This is a genomic window from Gilliamella sp. B3892, from assembly GCF_026536305.1.
In the GTDB taxonomy this organism is placed as follows: domain Bacteria; phylum Pseudomonadota; class Gammaproteobacteria; order Enterobacterales; family Orbaceae; genus Gilliamella.
The window spans coordinates 476,696-498,503 of sequence record NZ_JAFNOK010000001.1; the positions used below are offsets into that span (position 1 = coordinate 476,696).

20 protein-coding genes are annotated in these 21,808 nt (G+C 37.4%); 9 read left to right on the top strand and 11 right to left on the bottom strand.

Annotated features, from left to right (window positions below):
• Nucleotides 1–126 precede the first annotated feature (126 nt).
• The 5 genes from J3U74_RS02100 to pgpB form a co-directional block, all read right to left on the bottom strand.
• Nucleotides 127–1,242 carry a cupin domain-containing protein gene (locus J3U74_RS02100; RefSeq protein WP_220217774.1) on the bottom strand — a complete coding sequence of 372 codons (1,116 nt, stop codon included), beginning with the start codon at nucleotides 1,240–1,242 and terminating at the stop codon, nucleotides 127–129.
• Nucleotides 1,235–2,017, bottom strand: coding sequence for a YchF/TatD family DNA exonuclease (locus tag J3U74_RS02105; RefSeq protein ID WP_267329809.1), 783 nt, complete (start codon nucleotides 2,015–2,017; stop codon nucleotides 1,235–1,237). Before J3U74_RS02105 ends, J3U74_RS02100 begins: the two co-directional genes overlap by 8 nt.
• 12 nt (nucleotides 2,018–2,029) lie before the next feature.
• On the bottom strand, nucleotides 2,030–3,208 hold the full coding sequence (lapB, locus tag J3U74_RS02110) for a lipopolysaccharide assembly protein LapB (RefSeq protein ID WP_220217772.1): 1,179 nt from the start codon (nucleotides 3,206–3,208) through the stop codon (nucleotides 2,030–2,032).
• Between the two features lie 11 nt (nucleotides 3,209–3,219).
• Nucleotides 3,220–3,525, bottom strand: a complete 306-nt coding sequence (locus tag J3U74_RS02115) for a LapA family protein (protein ID WP_220217771.1) — start codon at nucleotides 3,523–3,525, stop codon at nucleotides 3,220–3,222.
• An 82-nt stretch (nucleotides 3,526–3,607) separates the two neighbouring features.
• Entirely contained in the window at nucleotides 3,608–4,327 is a 720-nt protein-coding gene (gene pgpB / locus J3U74_RS02120; protein WP_267329810.1) for a phosphatidylglycerophosphatase B, read from the bottom strand.
• A gap of 98 nt (nucleotides 4,328–4,425) precedes the next feature.
• On the opposite strand from pgpB, the gene ribA reads away from it, so the two are divergent.
• Nucleotides 4,426–5,031 carry a GTP cyclohydrolase II gene (gene ribA / locus J3U74_RS02125; protein ID WP_220217769.1) on the top strand — a complete coding sequence of 202 codons (606 nt, stop codon included), beginning with the start codon at nucleotides 4,426–4,428 and terminating at the stop codon, nucleotides 5,029–5,031.
• Between the two features lie 190 nt (nucleotides 5,032–5,221).
• Here ribA and J3U74_RS02130 read toward each other — a convergent pair whose 3' ends face one another.
• The 4 genes from J3U74_RS02130 to zipA form a co-directional block, all read right to left on the bottom strand.
• On the bottom strand, nucleotides 5,222–5,410 hold the full coding sequence (locus tag J3U74_RS02130; RefSeq protein ID WP_220217768.1) for a 4-oxalocrotonate tautomerase: 189 nt from the start codon (nucleotides 5,408–5,410) through the stop codon (nucleotides 5,222–5,224).
• A 9-nt stretch (nucleotides 5,411–5,419) separates the two neighbouring features.
• Nucleotides 5,420–5,935 carry an S-ribosylhomocysteine lyase gene (luxS, locus tag J3U74_RS02135; RefSeq protein ID WP_267329811.1) on the bottom strand — a complete coding sequence of 172 codons (516 nt, stop codon included), beginning with the start codon at nucleotides 5,933–5,935 and terminating at the stop codon, nucleotides 5,420–5,422.
• Nucleotides 5,936–6,001: 66 nt separating this feature from the next.
• Nucleotides 6,002–8,086, bottom strand: coding sequence for an NAD-dependent DNA ligase LigA (gene ligA, locus J3U74_RS02140; RefSeq protein ID WP_267329812.1), 2,085 nt, complete (start codon nucleotides 8,084–8,086; stop codon nucleotides 6,002–6,004).
• Between the two features lie 191 nt (nucleotides 8,087–8,277).
• Nucleotides 8,278–9,195 carry a cell division protein ZipA gene (gene zipA, locus J3U74_RS02145; protein ID WP_416379794.1) on the bottom strand — a complete coding sequence of 306 codons (918 nt, stop codon included), beginning with the start codon at nucleotides 9,193–9,195 and terminating at the stop codon, nucleotides 8,278–8,280.
• A gap of 404 nt (nucleotides 9,196–9,599) precedes the next feature.
• On the opposite strand from zipA, the gene J3U74_RS02150 reads away from it, so the two are divergent.
• Nucleotides 9,600–10,796 (top strand): efflux RND transporter periplasmic adaptor subunit, encoded by a 1,197-nt coding sequence (locus tag J3U74_RS02150; RefSeq protein ID WP_267329814.1) that lies wholly within the window; start codon nucleotides 9,600–9,602, stop codon nucleotides 10,794–10,796.
• Nucleotides 10,797–10,815: 19 nt separating this feature from the next.
• The gene (locus J3U74_RS02155; protein WP_220217763.1) at nucleotides 10,816–14,031 is read left to right on the top strand and encodes an efflux RND transporter permease subunit; all 3,216 of its coding nucleotides are present in this window, start codon (nucleotides 10,816–10,818) and stop codon (nucleotides 14,029–14,031) included.
• Nucleotides 14,032–14,330: 299 nt separating this feature from the next.
• On the opposite strand, the gene ruvC is transcribed toward J3U74_RS02155, so the two are convergent.
• Both ruvC and J3U74_RS02165 read right to left on the bottom strand, forming a co-directional pair.
• Nucleotides 14,331–14,819: a crossover junction endodeoxyribonuclease RuvC gene (ruvC, locus tag J3U74_RS02160; RefSeq protein WP_220217762.1), complete on the bottom strand. Its 489-nt coding sequence runs from the start codon at nucleotides 14,817–14,819 to the stop codon at nucleotides 14,331–14,333.
• Nucleotides 14,819–15,562 (bottom strand): YebC/PmpR family DNA-binding transcriptional regulator, encoded by a 744-nt coding sequence (locus J3U74_RS02165; RefSeq protein WP_220217761.1) that lies wholly within the window; start codon nucleotides 15,560–15,562, stop codon nucleotides 14,819–14,821. The genes ruvC and J3U74_RS02165 overlap by 1 nt, the downstream gene beginning before the upstream one ends.
• Before the next feature lie 367 nt (nucleotides 15,563–15,929).
• Here J3U74_RS02165 and rbsD point away from each other — a divergent pair, with 367 nt between their 5' ends.
• From rbsD to rbsR, 6 genes are read left to right on the top strand one after another with little or no spacing between them, the layout of a single operon-like run.
• Nucleotides 15,930–16,349 (top strand): D-ribose pyranase, encoded by a 420-nt coding sequence (gene rbsD, locus J3U74_RS02170; protein ID WP_267329815.1) that lies wholly within the window; start codon nucleotides 15,930–15,932, stop codon nucleotides 16,347–16,349.
• Nucleotides 16,350–16,380: 31 nt separating this feature from the next.
• Nucleotides 16,381–17,883, top strand: a complete 1,503-nt coding sequence (rbsA, locus tag J3U74_RS02175; protein WP_267329816.1) for a ribose ABC transporter ATP-binding protein RbsA — start codon at nucleotides 16,381–16,383, stop codon at nucleotides 17,881–17,883.
• The gene (gene rbsC / locus J3U74_RS02180) at nucleotides 17,883–18,833 is read left to right on the top strand and encodes a ribose ABC transporter permease (protein WP_220217758.1); all 951 of its coding nucleotides are present in this window, start codon (nucleotides 17,883–17,885) and stop codon (nucleotides 18,831–18,833) included. Before rbsA ends, rbsC begins: the two co-directional genes overlap by 1 nt.
• Nucleotides 18,834–18,868: 35 nt before the next feature.
• Nucleotides 18,869–19,765, top strand: coding sequence for a ribose ABC transporter substrate-binding protein RbsB (rbsB, locus tag J3U74_RS02185; RefSeq protein WP_267329817.1), 897 nt, complete (start codon nucleotides 18,869–18,871; stop codon nucleotides 19,763–19,765).
• 46 nt (nucleotides 19,766–19,811) lie between these two features.
• Nucleotides 19,812–20,741 (top strand): ribokinase, encoded by a 930-nt coding sequence (gene rbsK, locus J3U74_RS02190; RefSeq protein WP_267329818.1) that lies wholly within the window; start codon nucleotides 19,812–19,814, stop codon nucleotides 20,739–20,741.
• Nucleotides 20,742–20,767: 26 nt separating this feature from the next.
• Entirely contained in the window at nucleotides 20,768–21,751 is a 984-nt protein-coding gene (gene rbsR / locus J3U74_RS02195) for a ribose operon transcriptional repressor RbsR (protein WP_220217755.1), read from the top strand.
• The last annotated feature ends 57 nt before the right edge of the window (nucleotides 21,752–21,808 follow it).

The following is a 21,808-nucleotide window of genomic DNA, read 5'->3' on the forward strand; positions in this document are numbered from 1 at the left end:
GACTAAAAAGTACAATTATTATTAAAATCCAATTTAGAAAGACTCTTTTTGTTTTTTTACGTCAGTTTTTTAAGATAACGGAAAACAATATTTTCCGCCGATAGTCCATTCGGCGGAATTATGGTTTTATTCCTGATCTTGAAAATACCAGAATCCACAATTAACAAAATGAAGCATTACTTTAAGCGTTTCTTCATGGTGCAGTTGATCATAGCTCAGTGTTTCTGATTGACAAAGCAGATCAATTACTTCTATCGGTAGTGGGATTTTCTTGCCATGAATATAACCGGCATTTTCAATTTTAACTATCCGTATACTTGGTACTCGGTGTAGTTTTGCGCCTGATTTAAGTAACGCTTTAAACTCATCTAAATCATAAGTTGGTTCAACCGGTAGAATGTTAAGCTCGTGCATTGGTATGGTAATATGTTTTCCAAACCAATCGTTAAATAGCTGTGGATTTTTGATTAAATCAATCATCTGATTTTGTAATTTTTCCAGCTCATAAGGCTGAACTCGATAAGGATCTTTTGGTAGTTTCAAATCAGGGTCTTGATAAAAAATTCCATTGGGTAAATTATCAATAACATAATCGGCAAAACCACTGAGTAATTCTTGCGATGTTTGCGTTCTAAATCCAACTGAATAGCTTAACGACTCTCCGATTGATACGCCATTATGTGGAAAACCTATCGGGATATATAAGATATCGCCAGCAGTAATTTCTTCATCGATAATAGGTTGATAGCTTTCTACATGCAATAGGGCTTTATGGGCGCTAAATTGTTTATAGTTTGGATTACGATCACCAACTTGCCAACGGCGACATCCCATACCTTGAATAATAAATACATCGTAGTTATCGATATGGGGACCCACACCAGCGCCTTGTGTTGCATAAGATATCATTAAATCTTCAAACTGCCATTGCGGTATACATTTAAAAGGTTCCACTAAGGTTGCTGCTTGTTCATGCCAATGATCGACTGCTTGCACCAATAAACTCCAGTGATCTTCGCCTAAATTGCTAAAATCAATAAAAGGTCCAAATTTGGCGTCCCATTTACCGTCTTTATTGGTCACAATTCGGCTGTCAATTTCTTCTTCCATTGCCAAACCGGCCAACTCATCCGGTGTGATTGGATCAACAAAGTGGCTAAAAGCATCTCGTAAGATAACCGGCTTTTTTTGCCAATAGTTGGTTAAAAAATCATTCCAATCAATGTTTAACTTGTTACTCATTTAATGCCCCTTGTAAATTAAATAATTGACAAAAGTTATGCGTTGTTTGCTTTGCAATTTCTTGTAGAGAGACCCCTCTAAGTATTGCTAAATATTGTGCAACTTCCCGAACATAAGCAGGTTGGTTTTCTTTACCTCGATAGGGAACAGGTGCCAAATATGGTGAATCGGTTTCAATTAATAGGCGATCGAGTGGAACAAATTTGGCGACTTGACGAAGTGACTCTGCATTTTTAAACGTAATAATGCCGGAGAACGAAATGTAAAAGCCTAAGTCCAATAGTTGTTTTGCTGTTGGTATATCTTCAGTGAAACAATGTAGAACACCAGAATGGACATGCTCATCTTTCAATATTCTCAGTGTATCTTCTCGAGCATTACGGGTATGGACAATAATTGGTTTACTGAGTTTTCTTCCAAGTTCGATATGTGCTTTGAAGTTGGCTTGCTGTAATTCGATGTTATCTTGTTGGTAGTAGTAATCCAATCCTGTCTCACCTAATGCCACCACATTGTCTTGTTGGGCTAAGGTTAAAAATCGGTTGGCATCATAGGGCTCATCATCTAAATTTAGAGGATGAATACCACAGGAAAAAGAGCATTGAGACCGATACGGCATCAATAAATTTTTCATCGATTCATAGCCAGAAAGTGTGGTCGCTACACTTAAGCAGTGTTTAACATCGTTGTCAGTAGCGTGTTGTAAAACATCTTCAATGGACTTGTTGCTCAAGTCCAAGCTGTCCAAATGACAGTGCGAATCTATTAAAAACATAAGAAAACTCTTTTAATTATCAGAATATTGTTCAAAATCACGGACAGGTTTAATCGTTGACCAAGAGCGGCATGCAGGGCATAACCAATAGATTGAATTGACAGTAAATCCACATTTTTGGCAACGATAATTAGGCACAGCTTTAATTTGTTCGCCAACCATGTTACGTAAAAGTAATAAACTTTCTTTCGCTTTACCTTGCTCAGCATCAGCGACATGATAATTCATCAGTCGGTAAAAACCTTTTAAATTGGGGTGTTTTAATAAAATTCGATACAGATAATATTGAGCAGCATCTAAGCCATTTTTCTGTTCGATAAGATCTGCAAGCATTAACTCTGCAATATTGCCGGAATCTTGTTCCACACAAACTTCTAAAAACTGTTGGAATTCATATAAATTATTAATATTTATATAACACTCTTTAAGTAAAGGTAAAGCTTCACCAATAAAGGCTTTATCTTGATATAAAATACGTTTAAATGATTCGATCGCTTGCTCAGTTTTATCTTGAACCATTAAAACCCGACCTAGCATTAATGACGTTCGTGCACAGTTGGCATCGGCTAAAGCCGATTTTTGTAATAAATTATAGGCTCGATCGAGATCATCATTGGCTATCGCTAATGAAGCTAATTCACAATAAAACTGCGCAATATAGGTTTTATATTGGGTATAACCTAATTTAACTAGTTTAGTTGCGGCGTTGATAGCATTAATCCATTCACTGGTAGCTTGATAGATGATTATCAGTTGCTGTAAGGCATTTTGCTGAAAATCTTCTTCTTCAACTAGCTGCAAAAACATCTCTTCTGCTCGATCATAAAGTCCGGCAACCATATAATCACGCCCTAATTGCTGAATGGCTAATAAACGTTGATCAAATGATAGCGATGAACTTTCCATTAATGCTTGGTGTATTCGTATAGCTCGATCAACTTCGCCTCTGGAACGAAATAAATTACCTAAAGTAAGATGCGCTTCAAGCGTGCCGTCATCTTCTTTTAACATATCGAGGAAGAGATCAACGGCTTTATCTTTTTGATTCGACAAAAGGAAGTTAAGACCATCGACATATTCGCGCGATAATCGGTTAGATTGGTTTAAAAATTTTTGCTTTGCATTTCTATCCCCCATATACCAACCATAAGCGGCGGCAATCGGTAGTAACAGAAATAACAGTTCAAACATAATCGTTTATTCTAATTGATTTTAGTTAAGTTCGTTTGTTGCAAATTTGACATCTGTTCGTCATATTTCTTCTGTAAATTTATCAGTTTTCGATTCGTTGCCATATGTTTTATCTTATATTTTATAAGAAAATAGCCGGTTAATATCCAACCAACAATAAATCCAGAACCGAATACAATGGCGAGTAAAACAGAAAGTCGCATTTCTGATTTTGCAATAAGGTAGTTAAATGACACAACTTGATCATTGGCAGAACCAATAGCAATAGATAAAGCGAAAATAACAATTATCAAGATAATTGATATGATAAATTTCATAATGTTGACCTTTGTTTATATTTATTTTTACTTAAACGTCTATAGAATCTGAAACTTCTTTACAAAATTAATAATTTCTAAATTATCTATCTAATATATGCCATTTTCTAGCATAAAAACAGCAGATTAATGAAATTAACCAAGCAAGTAGTAATCCACAGATCAAATCAATTGGGCAATGCATCCCTAACAATATTCGACTTAATTCAATGAGAAAAGCCCAAATACCCAGCAAAGAAACAATAATGTAATGGCGTCTAAAGCTAAGCAGACTAATGGCTAAAAATGCCCATGTTGCTGAAAATAACGTATGTCCGGAAGGAAAAGAGTAACCTGTTTCACTTTGCCAATGTTTTGCTAACCAGTTTGGTATGGATTGTGAATTGGCTAATAAATTTTGGATAACTGCTTTTCTTTCTGATTTTGGTAATGAGTAAAATTGTTTATCATTCAGATTATATTCTTTACCCAGCCATAAGACATAAGGTCTGCTTTGTGCTGTTTGCGATTTTATGATTGTTTTAACTATCTGACCGCCTAACATAGCCATGACTAATAGTAACCACAATAGTATAACATTTTTTTTCGTTTTTCTTGGAATTAACAAGCAAAACATAACAAAGAGCATAATCGAAGTGATGATCGCCCACGGGTAACTTGCAGTTTCAGTAATCCAAAAAAAATATTTGGAGGTATTATCTAATGACTCTGGTTGCCAATGCCAATTTGTGGCTATAATAGCAAAAGGAACTATTAAGAAAATAGTCAGTGCTGCTATTGTTTTTTTAATTACTAACCCCATTTAAGAACTCAACTAAGCATAAATTGCTATCTATTTTAGCATGGAAGGTAAGTTTTTTAAAAAATCTTATCTGTGTTTTATTTTATACGGAGACAATAATGCAATTAAAAAAGGTTGCCCAAGCTAAACTGCCAACACCATGGGGATGTTTTACGCTTATCGGATTTGAGGAAATTGCAACCGGAAAGGAACATGCAGCTTTAGTATTTGGTGATATTACCGACCAAACGCCAATCTTAACCCGAATTCACTCCGAGTGTTTAACGGGCGATGCCTTATTTAGTTTACGATGTGATTGTGGTTTTCAGTTAGAGGCTGCTTTAAAGCAAATAGCAAAACAAGGGCAGGGTATTTTAATTTATCATCGTCAGGAAGGACGTAATATCGGTTTACTCAACAAAATAAGAGCTTATGCATTACAAGATCAAGGGCTTGATACTGTTGAAGCGAATGAGCAGTTAGGTTTTGCGGCTGATGAACGTGATTTTACGCTTTGTGCCGATATGTTAACTTTACTGGGGGTATCCCAGATTCGGCTATTAACAAATAATCCGCAAAAAATTAAAGTTCTTGAACAATCTGGCATTAAAATCACCGAGAGAGTTCCGTTAGAAGTGGGTGAAAATCCAAATAATGAACACTATTTAGAAACCAAAGCCAATAAAATGGGGCATTTGCTTCATCTACATCATTGTAATCATTAAATTCTGACCAGTGTGATTAATCACAATTCAATGTAAAGTTAAGGTCAAAATGTTTTCAAAATGATATACCTCAAAAGTGTTTTAAAACATTTTTGAGGTTATTATTATCCAACGTGATTAGGGAAACCCAAACGACTTTGCAAACTAGCAAACTTAATTAACCAGGAAATCAACGAAGGAATTGACTGAGTTAATCATTGTCGCAACGTAACTGACCACCATTAGCCCATTGATCTTTTGACAACTCATGAATAATGATTTGTACCGCTTCGGGTTTACAATTTAACGTTTCAGCAATAGCTGCGGTTACTCGTTTTACCATTTCTCTTTTTTGTTCAATTGTACGACCTTCTAAAAAGTCTATCACGACATTTGGCATTGTTTTCTCCTACTGATTAATCGATGCAAGTTGTGCATCAGATAATGCGATTTCTTGATTGTGACAAATGCCAATACCAGATTGAATAATCTGTTCTGCTATCGCTTTGGCTTCATCTAGTGAATGCATTTTATAAGTACCACACTGAAATTCATTAAGCTCGGGGATCTGCGCTTGCGATGCAACGTTTAACACATCATGCATCGATTTTAACCATGCATCGACTACTAACGATTCATCAGGTTGGCCAATCAAGCTTATGTAAAATCCTGTACGGCATCCCATTGGTGAAATATCGATAATTTCAACTTTGTCACTATTTAGATGATCTCGCATAAAACCAGCAAATAGATGTTCGAGAGTATGGATGCCTTTTTCAGGTAATAGCGCTTTGTTTGGAACAGTAAAGCGAAGATCAAATACGGTAATGTTGTCACCTTTAGGCGTTACCATAACTTTAGCAACACGTACAAAAGGTGCTTTCATTTTAGTATGATCGACTTTAAAACTATCTAATAAAGGCATATTTTTCTCCTTAAGTTACTTTGTTTAGCTATTTTGATTCAATAGCTAAAGATATTCCAGCTTATTTTATCTTGATTCATTCAATAAATTTAACATTTCTTGTTCGTCAATAACTTTAACGCCTAGCGCTTGTGCTTTTTCTAATTTAGAACCTGCTGCCTCACCGGCGATAACCAAATCGGTATTTTTTGATACGCTACCGGTGACTTTTGCCCCAAGTTGTTTCAATTTATCTTTCGCTTCATCACGTGTTAATACCGATAAGGTACCGGTTAACACAACCGTTTTGCCGGAAAATGGTGAATCGGTGGTTACGGTTTGAGCTTGTGGGTTAACATCTTGCCAATGAATACCAATCTCATCACTGGTTAATTGATCTATGACGTTGCGGTTATGAGGTTCTTGAAAAAAGTCGATAATACTTTCCGCGATAATCGCCCCAACATCGTTTACTGTTTGTAGTTGTTCCAGCGAAGCATCTTCAATCGCTTTTAAGTTACCCAGTTGATTGACTAAATTTTCAGCCGTCACTTCCCCAACATTTGGAATACCAAGCGCAAAAATAAATCGGCTTAAGGTTGTGGCTTTTGATACATCTAAGGCATTTAATAAATTTTTGGCAGATTTTTCCCCAACTTTATCTAAGCTGCATAAGGTTGGGACATTGAGTTTATAAAGATCTACCGGTGTTTTAACATAATCTTTATCAACTAATTGTTCGATTAGTCTATCGCCCATACCATCTACATTCATAGCTCGACGGGAAACGAAATGTTTTAAGGCTTCTTTGCGTTGTGCCGGGCAAATTAATCCACCAGCACATCGTGAAACGGCTTGTCCTTCATCCCGTACGATTAATGATCCACAGATAGGGCAGTGGGTTGGAAACACAATCGCTTTGGTATCATTCGGTCTACGGTCTTTAACCACAGCGACTATTTTAGGTATGACATCACCTGCACGGCGAACGGTAACATAGTCACCTTCACGGACGCCTAATCGCTCAATTTCATCACTATTATGTAGTGTAGCATTACTGACAATAACGCCAGCAACTGATACCGGTTCTAGCCTTGCAACCGGGGTGATTGCGCCAGTTCGCCCAACCTGAAAATCAACTTTATTCAGTCTGGTTACTTCTTCTTGAGCCGGAAACTTAAATGCGGTTGCCCAGCGTGGTGCTCGGGCAACAAAGCCAAGTTCTTCTTGTAATGCAATACTGTTAACTTTTATAACAACGCCGTCAATATCAAAACCTAACGACATGCGTTGTTCGCCGATTTGGTTAAAATAGTCTAACGCCGCTTGTGCGCCTAGGCGTTTTTCAACTTTATCGCTAACAGGCAGTCCCCACGCCTTTAATTGCATTAAACGTTGGTAATGGGTATCGGGTAACTGAGCGCCTTCAACAATCCCAACACCATAACAAAAAAAGGTTAATGGTCTTTTGGCTGTAATTTTGGGATCTAATTGTCTGAGTGAACCTGCGGCAGCATTACGAGGGTTTGCAAAGACTTTTTCATTACGTTTTTCTGCATCGCTATTGAGTTTAGCAAAGCCTTTATGTGTCATAAATACTTCGCCTCGCACTTCCAAACGTGCAGGAATATTCTCACCAAGTAATACTAGCGGAATGGTTTTAATGGTTTTGACATTAGCCGTAATATCTTCGCCTGTAGTGCCATCACCACGAGTTGCAGCTTGTACAAATTGACCATTTTCATAGAGCAAACTGACCGCCAAGCCGTCAAGTTTAAGTTCACAGCAATACTCGACTTCATGATTATCATCAAGATGTAAGCGATCTTTAACTCTTTTGTTAAATGCGATAAAGCTTGCTTCGTCAAACACATTATCCAATGACAGCATCGGTAATTCATGTTTAATAGAGGCAAACTGCGATAACGGTGTGCCGCCTACTCGTTGAGTTGGTGAGTCAGCTGTAATTAAATCCGGGTGCTGCTGTTCTAAAGATTGTAATTGTTTAAATAATTTATCATATTCTACGTCAGGAATTTGAGGGTCATCGAGCACATAGTAACAGTATTCATGATGTCTGATCAGATTACGTAAAGATGTTAACTGTGCAACGACATCCTGTGTTGATCCAGATTGATTTGATGAATGTTCAGTTCTATTTGATTGTGACATGATTGTAGGCTCTTAAATTGAAACGCAGGTTTTAAGGATTATCATTTAATTTGTATTAATATCAATAATATTAGATACAATAACGATTTATTTTTAAAGGTTCTATAAAAGATTAATTAATAAGTTTCACTCCATGCACCAACATCAGTTGGTGGCATGGTAGTATTTTAGAATTGCTATTTTTTAAACGATTAACTTTCGTTACAGGCTTTTTTAATACGTTCTTTATAACTATCAATTTTCTGTGGTGTCATCATATGATGTTCATCATCTAATACCACGCCATTGACATCATCAGCGATACGTTGGGCTGTTTGTAGCATTAGCTTGAAATTTTGTTGATTATTGCCGTGTGTTGGTGCAACCATAAAAATTGACACACCGGGTGTAGTAAATTCGTGCATGGTTTCCGGATCTAAATAACCCGGGCTAACCATATTAGCTAAACTAAACAAGATAGGGCCATTACCTGCCGGGTCAAGGTGACGGTGGAATATTTTCATATCGCCAAATTGAAATCCTGATTGCATTATACTGGCAAGCAGGACATCGCCTTGTAATAATTGTCCTTTTAGACCTGTCACGTTTAATACAATAATCTCCATTGGATTTTCTTCGGTATAATCCACATTGAGTTTTTCTTGTTTATAGCTTTGTTCATTTGCCTTAGCCGTGTTTACTTCACTGCTAACACGCTGCACAGCTTGCTTACTGATTTTTGGTTCAGTTACGGGTGAGTCTTCAAATATCTCTTCTTTAAAGTTTACTGTAGATTGAGCTTGCTCGTCATCTTGTTCTTTATCTTCTTGAATATCATCAATAAATAAATCGACTTGCTGAGGTATATTTTCGATTCTTTCTTCTTTTGGCGTCTCTTCTTGAGCCGTTTCTTCAACCGTTTTATTTTTCGGATTAAGTAAAATCACATCATCTTCTTCATTATTGTAAATATCTTCGAGTGCTTGAGTATTTTGCGGGACTTTATCCTTTTGGTCCGATTTAAATAGGGAAGAACGTTCTTTTTTATTGATCCAAAATCCATGAATCAATAGAGCAATAATGACCAAGGACGCAACAACAATTAGAACAATACGTAAATTATCCATAATACCCATCTCAGATTTAAATTAAATATAGACTCAAATTATTCAATAATGTTATTGAATAAAACTGATTTCAGAGTTTAACAATGTTAAATTTTTTACTTTTTATTAGTAAGCTATATTCGTACAAACTATAGCAGCTATAGTTATTAGTATAACATTTTATTTAAAATACTTTAATAGCACGAAAAATCAATAAATATATTACTTTATTTCTAGAAATAATGATAATAGATAAAATAATTTTTTTATTCCTTGTTTTTCTGATGCTAATTTTTAGAACTCTGTGCTATTAACTTGTAAAGATACTTACAATCTATGCATATTTTTTGTAAAATCCTCGGTTACTTTTAAATAAGATTTATTGTTATTAAAAAAATAATTATTAAGTTTACTGAGGTCATTTTTATATGAGATTTAACAAACTATTATTAACCGTACCAGTTGCAATAACTAGTCTGTTTCTACTAACCAGTTGTGATAATGGTAAATCGCAGGGCGGTAATAATCAAATTCCAAAGGTAACCGTTTTTAAAGTGGAACCGCTAAACTACACCTTAAAAATAAATTTACCAGGACGCGTTGTTGCATCTCAAATCGCTGAAATTCGACCTCAAGTCAGTGGGATTGTATTAAAACGTGAGTTTGATGAAAGTTCTAATGTGAAAGCCGGACAGTCGCTTTATCAAATCGATCCTGCCATTTATCAAGCCAATTATGATAGCGCAGTTGCAAACGTTGCCAGCGCAAAAGCTAATGCCAAAATTGCTCAACTTACTTTAAAGCGTTATGCAGGTCTATTGACCAGTAAGTCAATCAGTCAGCAAGAATACGATAAAGCAAATGCTGATGCTCAACAAGCAGAAGCAAGTGTATTGGTCGCACAAGCTGCTGAGCATGCTGCTAAAGTGAACTTAGATTATACTAAAGTTTACTCGCCAATTGATGGTTATATCGGTCGCTCAAGTGTCACTGAAGGGGCTTTAGTTTCTGCGGGACAATCAGCGCCGTTAGCTTTAGTTCAGCAACTTGACCCAATTTATGTTGATATGACAGAAGCGGCGACTCGTTATAACAAATATCTTCAAGACCAAAACGTGATCTATGAACCGGCTAAAGGCAATAATGTTGAACTATTTTTTAATGATGGTTCTAAATATGCAGAGCCGGGAAGCATTAAATTTTCAGACATGACGGTTAATGAAACTACTGGTACCGTAACGTTACGTTCTCAATTCCCTAACCGTGAAGGCAAAATCTTACCGGGCATGTTTGTTAAACCACAAATGACGCTAGGGTATATACGAAATGCAGTACTGGTACCGCAACAAGGTATTACCAGTAACGCTAAAGGTCAGTACACAGCTAAAATCTTAAAACCAGATTATACAATTGAATACCGTCAAGGTATTAAAGTTTACACCGGTATCGGCGGATACTGGATAGTGACCGAAGGAATTAGTATTGGTGAACAAGTCATTACAACCGGGTTATTAAATTTAACCGCAGTTGAATCTGGTAAACCAATGCAAGGTTTAGTTGTTGGTACGCCGGCTACACTCACTCAAGAACAGTTAGATAATATCATCGAAAACAGCGTGAAATAAAACAGGGGTAGATTTAATTATGGCTAAGTTTTTTATTGATAGACCTGTTTTTGCATGGGTAATTGCTATCATGATGATGCTCGGCGGCGCTTTATGTATAAAGCTGTTAGCTGTTGAACAATATCCCGATATCGCACCACCAGCTGTTACTGTCTCTGCTGTATATCCGGGCGCTGATGCTCAAACAATTGAAAATACCGTTACTCAGTTAATTGAACAGAATTTAACGGGATTAGATAATTTAATTTATATGAAATCAACCAGTAGTGCTCAAGGGGTTGTGCAAACTACCCTTACTTTTGCGCCTGGTACTAGCCCTGACTTTGCGCAGGTGCAAGTGTTAAATAAAGTTGAAAGTATTAAATCACGGCTACCTGAAAGTGTGCAGAAAAATGGTGTGTCAGTTGCTAAAAATAATACTAACTTTCTAAAAGTTATCGGTTTTTATTCAACCAACCCACAAAAAACACAAGCAGATATCGCAGACTTTGTTTATTCAACCGTACAAGATCCTATACGACGGGTACAAGGTGTAGGTGATACCCAGTTATTTGGCTCTGAATATGCGATGCGTATTTGGCTTGATCCGAATAAATTGACCTATTTTAATTTATCAATTGAAGAGATCACTGCGGCCATTCAAGCGCAAAATGCGCAAGTAACAGCAGGTCAGCTAGGTGCTTTACCGGCAACTGACGGTCAAGAACTTAATGCTACTATCACAGCTCAATCACGGTTAAAAACACCTGAACAGTTCCAAAATATTCTTGTTCGTGTTAATACTGATGGCTCGAATGTGTTGTTAAAAGATGTGGCAAAAGTTGAAATCGGTGCTGCTGATTATAATTTTATTTCTCGTTATGACGGTAAACCGTCTGCTGGTTTAGGTATCTATTTAGCAACAGGTGCGAACCAATTAGATACTTCTGAACAAGTTGATAAGAAAATTGAAGAATTATCGAAAATTTTCCCTGAAGATATTAAATTTGCTTATCCGTACGATACAACACCTTTTGTTAAGTTATCTATCAGTAACGTAATCCATACATTAATCGAAGCAATAGTTCTCGTTGTTATTGTAATGTATGTATTTTTGCAAAACCTTCGCTCAACGCTGATACCGACAATTACTGTACCGGTTGTGTTGTTAGGTACTTTTGCCATCTTGTATATTTGTGGATTTACCATAAATACTTTATCCATGTTCGCCATGGTGTTGGCAATCGGTCTATTGGTCGATGATGCTATCGTCGTTATCGAAAACGTTGAACGTATTATGCATGATGAGGGACTTTCTCCTTATGCAGCAACGGTTAAATCAATGGAACAGATTACGTCTGCTTTAGTTGGGATAGCGGTCGTATTATCTGCGGTATTTGTGCCAATGGCATTTTATGGTGGTGCTGCTGGGGGAATTTACCGTCAGTTCTCAATTACCATTGTAACGTCAATGTCGTTATCTGTTTTAATGGCCATTGTGTTAACGCCAGCGCTTTGTGCTCAAATCTTAAAAGCGCCAAATAAAAGTAAGAATAAAAAAGCGACATTCGGTGAAAAATTATCAAATATCCCGCCATTTAGTTGGTGTGCACTTGCCACTAAATGGTTTTTTGAGCGTTTCAACCGAGTTTATAGTTTCAGCCTGCACTATTATGAAAAAGGCGTAATTAAATTCATTCGTTTCCCGTTGGTATCGTTTGTTTGTTATATTTTAATTATTGTAGGTTTATTCTTCGGATTTAATCGATTACCTACAGGATTTTTACCTAACGAAGACCAAGGTGTATTGATTGTCATGGTTGAATTACCACCGGGGTCAACATTAGAACAGACAATGGGCGTTTTGAATAAAACATCTAAATTCTATATGGAACAAAAAGCCGATTCAGTGAAAGAAATCTTTACCGTTGCGGGCTTTAGTATGGTTGGTCGTGGCCAAAATATGGGACTCGGATTTGTTCGATTAAAAGACTGGGATGAGCGTAAACGTCCGGATCAAAAAGTTGATGCTTTAGTTGGAAGTGGTTGGCAATTTGCCTCTACCATTACTGAAGGGCGTGTAATTGTAGCAAATCTACCTGCGGTACCGTCTTTAGGTATGGCAAATGGTTTTTCTTATATGCTAAAAGATTCAGCTGGACTAGGTCATGATGCTTTAATGGGAGCTTTTTACCAAATATTAGGGCAAGCGTCTCATAATCCTCAACTACAGCAAGTCCGTCCGGGCAGTATGTTAGATGTGCCACAATACAAAATTAACGTTGATTTTGAAACAGCGCAGGCGCTTGGTGTTTCAGTAGGTAGTGTTAATACCGTATTATCAACGGCTTTAGGTTCAGCTTATATCGATGACTTTGTTTATAACAACCGAGTTAAAAAAGTCTATTTACAATCAGATGCACCTTATCGTATGCTGCCAGATGACTTTAGTTATTGGCATGTTAAAAATCAAAAAGGTGAAATGGTTCCTTATGATGCATTTGCAACAACCTCGAAAAGCTATGGTTCACCTTCATTAGTTCGCTATGACGGTGTGGCAGCAATGGGCATCAGTGGATCAGCAGCGCCGGGCTTAAGTTCTGGTCAAGCAATGGCAATTATGGAAGAGTTATCTCAACAATTACCAAAAGGCTTCTCTTTCGACTGGACTGATATCTCTTATCAAGAGCGTCAAACCGGTTCACAAACCACGACTCTTTACATTATTTCTATTATTGTGGTGTTCTTGTCATTAGCCGCATTATATGAAAGTTGGACAGTACCAATCTCAATATTATTTGTTATACCATTAGGTATTTTAGGTACAGTATTTGCAACGATGTTTAGAGGACTTGATAATGATATTTACTTCATCGTTGGTCTATTAACAACCATGGGGTTATCGGCTAAAAATGCAATATTGATCGTAGAATTTGCTAAAGATGCATTAGAAAAAGAAGGGAAATCGCTTATCGATGCAACCCTTGAAGCATGTCGGTTACGCTTGCGACCAATTTTAATGACTTCTTTCGCCTTTATTTTAGGTGTATTACCATTAGCATTGAACACCGGAGCTGGTTCGGCAAGCCAAAATGCGGTTGGTACCGGGGTAATTGGTGGTATGTTAACGGCAACATTCTTAGCAATATTCTATGTTCCGTTATTCTTCTTGTTTATTACCAAACTATTTACTAAACATAAAAATAAGGTGGTATTACCAAGTAACCTATCAAAATCAGCAGATAAAAGTAATTAATCAATAAATGCATTCCCAGCTTAAAGTAGGGAGTGCATTTAACAAGTTAATTGTGATTTTATTTTTATTAATCTAATTGCAAAGCACCAATAATATTGGTGCTTTTTTTATTTCATTTTTGTAGTAATCAAATAAATTGAAAATAAGTTATAGCCATGAAGTCTAAGCTCAACAAATTGTATGCGTAAATGGTAGAGTATTTAAAATAAGCGTTGATTTGAATAACAAGAAAAAGATCTAGCATTGTTGTGATGAGATAAATTGGAAATCACCAGTGTTAAATGTTAAATAATAGGGCATTACTTGAGTGATTTTATTAAGTGTTGTCCCATATGCGCATGAGTGATGGCTATTGCTAAAGCATCGGCCGCATCTGCTTGCGGGCTAGCGGGTAGTTTTAGTAATAATTTGACCATATGTTGTACTTGCTTTTTATCGGCAGCGCCGGTACCAACCACACTTTGTTTGACTAAACGAGCCGCATATTCAAAAACCGGTAAATCATGATTTACCGCAGCGACAATCGCTGAGCCTCTTGCTTGTCCTAACTTTAAAGCCGAGTCTGCATTGCGAGCCATAAAAACTTGCTCGATTGCAAACATATCCGGTTGGAATTGAAGGATAATTTCGCTTACACCCGCATAAACGCGTTTTAAGCGAGTAGGTAAGTCATCGACAGCAGTACGAATACAGCCACTGCCAAGATAAGTTAATTGTCGTCCCGTTTGACGGATTACACCGTAACCGGTCAAACGAGAGCCGGGATCGATGCCAAGAATAATGGCCATTAGAGCGTAGCTGCAACCTCGTCAGACACTTCACCATTATGATACACTTCTTGAACATCATCACAATCTTCAAGCATATCAATTAAGCGAAGTAATTTAGGCGCAGAGTCGACATCAAGATCTACTTTAGTCGCTGGAATCATTGATACTTCTGCCGATTCAGCTACTAATCCTGCTGCATCTAACGCATCTTTTACTTCACCAAAAGATTCAGGTGTTGTAAATACATCAATTGCACCATCATCATAAGTTACAACATCATCAGCACCAGCTTCAAGCGCTGCGTCCATAACTTGATCTTCATCAGTACCACTAGGATAAGAAATTACCCCTTTTTTAGTAAATAGATAAGATACTGAACCGTCAGTTCCAAGATTGCCGCCTGTTTTAGTAAATGCATGACGCACTTCTGATACAGTGCGATTACGGTTGTCACTTAAACATTCAACCATAACAGCTGTACCCGCTGGACCATAACCTTCATAAATAATGGTTTCCATGTTGGTGTCATCTTCACCACCTACACCACGAGCAACAGCTCGATTCATCGTGTCACGTGTCATATTATTTGAAAGTGCTTTGTCCATTGCGGCACGTAAGCGAGGGTTAGACGCTGGATCGCCACCACCGATTTTGGCTGCGGTTACAAGTTCACGAATAATTTTTGTAAAGATTTTACCGCGCTTAGCATCTTGTGCCGCTTTGCGGTGTTTGGTATTGGCCCATTTACTATGACCTGCCATAAAATTCTCCAGATTAAAATATTTAAAAATCGCTACATTTTAACAAACTTTTGTCTAAAATTCATTATCATTATGTTCATTCCTTTTTAACAGTCAAACATAGAGCTATTTTTAATCAAAATTTAATTAAAAACGCGATATTTTAGTGGGATAACAATTAAATAGCCGACGCTAATTATTAGTTTACCCTCATAACTAAACCTATTTTATCGTGTTTATTCATGATTTTTTCTATAACTGAATCCATTCAGATTGATCCAGATCACAAGTTTGAATTTTTTACTATTGCCATAAACAATTTTTACAAGGATGATGTGTTATCGAAACGTTTCGATAGCAACTAAACGGATTATTTAAAGGATTATATATGCATAAAGGGCAATTATTTAACTCAGAAATTGTTCAGGCTCTTTCCAAAATGGGGCATACCGATCAAATAGCCATTGGTGATGCGGGTTTACCCATTCCTAACGCAGTTCAACGAATTGATTTAGCATTGACCTATGGTATACCAACGTTTATGCAAGTTTTCGAATCATTATCAAAAGAGATGCAAATTGAAAAAGTCATTTTGGCGCAGGAAGTTATTGCCCAAAATCCAACTATTCATAACAAAATATTAAAGCAACTAAAAAAGATCAAACAGAGTCAACAAAGCAGTGTTGAGATCGTTTATGTCTCACATGAAGAGCTAAAACAACAAACTCATCATTGTAAAGCGGCTATTAGAACAGGTGAATGCACCCCCTACGCTAATATAGTTTTACAATCAGGTGTAATTTTTTAATTTTAAATAGTCAAACATTGATGAGTGCGTTATGAACGACAACCTATTAGAGCTTACCAATATTCATAAATCTTTTCCTGGCGTTAAAGCATTATCCGGGGCGAGCTTAACTGTTAAAGCCGGTCAGGTTATGGCTTTGATTGGTGAAAATGGTGCGGGTAAGTCAACACTAATGAAAGTGTTAACAGGAATATATAAAAAAGATGCTGGCGACATTATCTATTTAGGAAAAGCAACTAATTTTAATGGACCAAAATCGTCACAAGAAGCCGGAATCGGTATTATTCATCAAGAACTCAACTTAATACCGGAACTCACCATTGCTGAGAATATATTTCTAGGGCGAGAATTTACCAATAAATTTGGTTGTATTGACTGGAACAAAACCTACGCCCAAGCCGATAAATTATTAGCGGAGCTACATCTAAAATATGATAGTCGACGTTTGATAAGTGATTTATCTATCGGTGAGCAACAAATGGTTGAAATAGCCAAAGTGCTAAGCTTCAATTCTAAAGTTATTATCATGGATGAACCGACTGATGCCTTAACGGATACTGAAACGGCATCGCTATTTGAAGTCATCAGAAAATTAAAACAGCAAAATTGCGGTGTAGTCTATATTTCGCATCGGCTACAAGAGATTTTTGAAATTTGTGATGCAGTAACGGTGTTACGTGACGGCCAATTTATTGGCGAAAAAAAGGTGAGTGAATTAACTGAAGATACCTTAATTGAGATGATGGTTGGGCGAAAACTTCAAGATCAGTATCCTCGAATCGATATTCAACGTGGAAAAGAGACACTATCCGTTAAAAACTTAATCGGTAATGGTGTAAATGATGTCAGTTTTTCGCTGCATGAAGGTGAAATACTCGGTATTTCCGGACTTATGGGCGCCGGGCGAACAGAGTTAATGAAAATGATTTATGGCGCTAATCCGGCAAAATCGGGAACGATTGTTTTAAATGGTAAAACAATTAAGACTCAAACACCTAAAGACGGATTACATCATGGGATTGTCTATATTTCAGAAGATCGTAAAAAAGATGGATTAATCTTAGGTATGTCGGTGAAGGACAATATGTCACTTAATGCTTTAAGCTATTTTGTTAACCCCTTTAAAAAACTGCGATTGATAGATGAACAACAAGCGGTAGATGATTTTGTTGGCTTATTTAACATCAAAACCCCGTCAACTAATCAAATCATCGGTTTTTTATCCGGCGGTAATCAGCAGAAAGTTGCCATTGCTAAAGGGCTAATGACCCGTCCAAGTATATTAATTCTCGATGAACCAACTCGTGGGGTAGATGTTGGCGCCAAAAAAGAGATATACCAACTGATTAACCAATTTAAACAACAAGGATTAAGTGTCATTTTGGTTTCATCTGATATGCCCGAAGTGCTCGGTATGAGCGATCGTATATTAGTAATCCACGAAGGAAAAGTAACAGGTGACTTTTCAATAAGTGATGCAACACAAGAAAAACTTATGGCAGCTGCCGTTGGAAAAAATATAGGAGAGAACTGATGCTGCAAAATAAAACGCTCAAGAATTTTTTAGTTGAGCAAAAGTCATTAATTACTTTACTAGTGCTAATTGCGATTGTGTCGTGTTTAAGTGATAACTTTTTTACTTTAAACAATTTTTTTAATATTTTACAACAGACATCAATCAACGCCATTATTGCAGTTGGAATGACATTAGTTATCTTAACCTCAGGTATTGATTTGGCGGTCGGGTCAATTTTTGCTTTAGCCGGCGCTTTAACCGCTTCGATGATTAGTTCGGATATTTCACCCTTTATAGCTATCTCAGCATCATTAATTATTAGTGCGCTATTAGGTGCTTTTTCTGGTGTGATTATTGCTAAAGGGAAATTACAAGCCTTTATTGCTACATTAGTCATGATGCTTATTTTACGTGGCGTAACACAGGTTTATACCAAAGGAAGCCCAATCTCTACCGGCACTAATGATAATTCAGAAATATTTGAATCTATTGCTTTTGGTCGCATTTTTGGTATTCCTGTGCCAATATTGATAATGGCATTAGTATTTATTGCGGCATGGTATTTACTCAAATATACCCGTTTAGGTCGTTACATATATGCATTGGGCGGCAATGAGGCGGCAACACGGTTATCTGGCATTAATGTTGATCGTGTGAAAATTATTGTCTATGCGCTTAGTGGATTATTGTGTGCTCTAGCCAGTACTATTGAAGTATCCAGACTCTCTTCGGCTCAGCCTACTGCTGGTACTGGTTATGAAATGGATGCTATTGCTGCTGTCGTACTTGGTGGGACAAGTATGTCAGGTGGACGAGGTAAAATTTTCGGTACATTAATTGGGGCACTCATATTAGGTTTCTTAAATAATGGACTAAATATGTTAGGCGTCGATGCTTACTATCAAATGATTGTAAAAGGCGTGGTTATTTTATTAGCGGTTTTGGTGGATAAAAAAACCAATAAGTAGTTGTGTTAAAAAGAAGTAAATTTTAGGAGAATGTGATGAGTTTAAGAAAGATTTTGGCGACCGTTGTCGGCGTGGCTATGAGCTTTAGTTTAGTTTCTCAAGTATGGGCTAAAGAAAATATAGCATTGATTGTTTCAACACTTAATAATCCGTTTTTTGTTACCTTAAAAGAGGGTGCCGTTCAAAAAGCGAATGAATTAGGTTATGATTTAGTCGTGTTAGATTCGCAAAATAATCCGGCAAAAGAGCTGGCAAATGTAGAAGATACCCTAGTTAAAGGCACCAAATTAATCTTAATCAATCCTACCGATTCTGAGGCGGTTGGTAATGCTGTTCTTGCTGCAAATAAAGCAGGAATACCCGTTATCACGCTTGATCGTACGGCAAGTAAAGGCGAAGTTGTTAGTCACATTGCGTCTGATAATGTCGCTGGTGGTAAAATGGCGGGTAATTTTATCTTTGAAAAGTTAGGCGCTAGTGCAAAAGTGATTCAACTACAAGGCATTGTAGGCACTTCAGCATCACGTGAAAGAGGGGAAGGATTCACTCAATCAATCCAAGAAAACAACCTGACTTTGTTAACAGCGCAACCGGCAGATTTTGATCGTGCTAAAGGGATGAATGTCATGCAAAATCTATTAACAGCTTATCCGAATGTTCAAGCGGTGTTTGCTGAAAATGATGAAATGGCTTTAGGAGCGATGCGTGCTATTCAAACCGCCGGAAGAAACGATATTTTAGTTGTTGGCTTTGACGGCACCGAAGACGGTATTAAGTCAGTTTCACGTGGTAAACTAGGTGCGACGGTGGCTCAACAGCCGAACGAGATAGGGGCTATGGGCATTGAAATTGCTGATAAAGTGATAAAAGGCGAAAAAGTAGCAACTCAAGTTCCGGTTGAACTCAGACTTATTACTCATATAAATGATTAAAAGGCAAATTAATGTGTCCTTTGGTTATAGCATTAGGAAAATACGAATGAAGGGTAAAAAATTAATTGTTTTAGGTAGTGTTAACGTTGACCATATCTTAAATGTACCTGCATTTCCACAACCGGGTGAAACTTTATCCGGTTCAAACTACCAAATATCATTTGGTGGTAAAGGGGCGAATCAAGCGGTAGCAGCAGGGCGCTTGGGAGCAAACATTCAGTTTATTGCCGCGGTCGGTAATGACCAATTAGGTAAGCAGATTAAACAGCAGTTACAAGAGGATAATATTGAGACTTGTTCGGTTTCAATTATTAATGGTGAAAATACTGGTGTTGCTTTGATATTAGTTAATCAACAAGGTGAAAACCAAATAGCGATTTATGCTGGTGCTAATTCTGCGGTAACGCCAGAATATTTACTTGAATTTAAAGATGATATCATTCATGCTGATGCGATTTTAATGCAACTTGAAACACCTTTAGCTACCATTAAACAAGCCGCTAAACTAGCTAAGGCGCATAATACGCAAGTGATTTTAAATCCGGCTCCGGCGCAAAAATTATCTGATGATCTGCTTAAGCACATCGATATTATTACGCCAAATGAAACTGAAGCAGAACATTTAACCGGTATTAAAATTGTGACTGAGCAAGATGCTCATCATGCGGCCAATGCATTGCATGATAAGGGCGTTACTACCGTTATTATTACGTTAGGTAGCAAAGGGGCTTGGGTCAGTTCATCTGGTGTTGGTGAATTAGTCGCAGGCTTTAAGGTTGATGCAGTCGATACCATTGGTGCCGGCGACACATTTAATGGCATGCTTGTGACCGCACTTTTAGACGGCAAGCGTTTAAATGAAGCAGTTATATCAGCCCATGCTGCTGCGGCATTATCTGTCACTAAACCTGGAGCACAAACATCCGTTCCAACCCGTAAACAGGTAGATGAGTTTCTTCAATTACAAGGTAAATAACTGATGAGAATAAAAAATTGGCAACAATGAAAGATATCGCAAAACTTGCGAAAGTATCAACATCAACTGTCTCTCATGTTATCAATAACGATCGCTATGTAAGCCCGGCTGTTCGGGAAAAAGTTGAACAGGCTATCGCACAGTTAAATTATACGCCATGTGCGATAGCTCGCAGTTTGAAAAGCAATAAAACGTATACTATTGGTATGTTAGTGACGAGTAGTAATAACCCATTTTATTCCGAAGTAGTACAAGGTGTTGAACGAAGTTGCTATGAACTGGGTTACAACTTGATATTATGCCACACAGAGGGCGATCATCAACGTATGCTCGATAACATAGAACATTTACTGCAAAAGCGGGTTGATGGTCTATTGGCGATGTGTACGGAAACCCACTCAATTCCACAGCAGATATTTGCACGTTATCCGAAACTCGCTATGGTTATGATGGACTGGACGCCTTTTAGTGGTATTTGCGATACCATTCAAGACAACTCTTTTTATGGTGCAACTCTTGCTACCGAGTTTTTAATATCAAAGCAATATCAACGTATTGCTTGTATCACTGGCCCTTTGAATAATACCCAAGCTCAGTCACGGTTGCAAGGTTACCGAAAAGCGATGCACGACGCTAACTTAGCTGTTTTGGCGGGGTATGAAGCTCAAGGGGATTTTCAGTTTGCTTCGGGCATTGTTGCGATGCAAAGCTTGTTGGATCTTGCTACTCGCCCACAGGCGGTATTTTGTTGTAATGATGCAATGGCAATCGGGGCTTATCAAACACTTTATCGTAATGGTCTGGTGGCGGGTAAAGATATTGCCATTATTGGCTATGATGATATTGAAATTGCCCAATACATGACACCGCCATTAACAACCATTCATCAACCTAAAGAAGAGCTTGGACAATTAGCGGTTGAAACCTTATTAAACCGGCTACATAACCCTACCGAACTTCCGCATAAACTGACATTGACGCCAACTTTAATCTTACGTTCATCGGTTTGATGTTTATTTTCCAATATTGAGTCATAGAATGATTAAGGCTCATAAATAATCAGTGAC